The sequence below is a fragment of the Pseudomonas sp. NBRC 111127 genome (assembly GCF_001320345.1).
GTDB classification, from domain to species: domain Bacteria; phylum Pseudomonadota; class Gammaproteobacteria; order Pseudomonadales; family Pseudomonadaceae; genus Aquipseudomonas; species Aquipseudomonas juntendi.
The window spans coordinates 1-980 of record NZ_BCBD01000337.1 but is presented as its reverse complement, the minus strand read 5'-3'; the positions used below and the strand labels follow the sequence as shown (position 1 = coordinate 980).

General features: G+C 63.4%; 2 protein-coding genes. Both read right to left on the bottom strand.

All coding sequences use genetic code 11. The annotated features are described in order from the left end of the window. The coding region (locus tag APH30_RS29780; protein ID WP_177333813.1) for a hypothetical protein at nt 1-167 on the bottom strand (167 nt) is incomplete at its 3' end. A 64-nt stretch (nt 168-231) separates the two neighbouring features. Then, nucleotides 232-980, bottom strand: a 749-nt coding sequence (locus APH30_RS27310; RefSeq protein ID WP_156326758.1) for an APC family permease, incomplete at its 5' end; no start/stop codon positions are given.

The window sequence follows — 980 nt, the reverse complement described above, 5'->3', positions numbered from 1 at the left end:
TGCCGCGCGCTGCTGTCGAGCATGGCGGTGTTGGCTTGGTTGACCAGCGTGGCACTGCGTTGTGCCTGAGTCAGCGAGGTGGCCACCAGCAAGGCGACGATGGCCAGCAGGCAAAGGCCGGCCAGCAAGGTGATCTTCCATTGGATGGAGAGGCGGCGCAGCAGCATGGAGCTTTCCTTTTCGAACACTGCAACGCCCGCGGCCAGGCGCGGGCGTTGTGGGTAGCGTGGGTCATTCAGGCACGTAGTTGGGGGGCGCCGAGCGGAACGCCTTGGTCAGCCAGCCCAGGTACAGCAGGCCGAGCGCCGCCCAGATACCGCCAAAGATCAGCGAGTGGGCATTCAGGTCCAGCCACAGCGAAACGATGATGCAGAAGCCGATGGTGGGCAGTACCAGGTACTTCAGCTGGTTGGCCAGGCCCTTGCGGTTGCCCTCGCGCAGGTAGCAATGGTTGATCACCGACAGGTTGACGAAACTGAACGCCACCAGGGCGCCGAAGTTGATGATCGAGGTGGCAGTCACCAGGTCGAAGAAGATCGCCGACAGCGAAATGATGCCGACCACGGCAATGTTCAGTACCGGTGTCTTGTAGCGTGCGTGCAGGCGGGCGAAAACGCGGGCCGGGATCACGTTGTCGCGGCCCATCACGTACAGCAGGCGCGACACGCTGGTCTGCGAGGCCAGGCCCGAGGCGATGGTGTTGATCACCGTGCAGGCAATGAACACCGACTGGAACAGTTTGCCCCCGACATACAGGGCGATTTCCGGCAGGGCCGCCTCGTGGTCATGGAAACGCGCCATGGTCGGGAAGTAGGCCTGGATGAAGTACGACACGGTGATGAACACCACGCCGCCGATCAGGGCGGTGAGGAAGATCGCCCGCGGGATGGTCTTGCCCGGGTCGCGGGTTTCTTCGGACAGGCAAGTGACGGCGTCAAAGCCCAGGAACGAGAAGCACAGGATGGTCGCGCCGGCGGCCA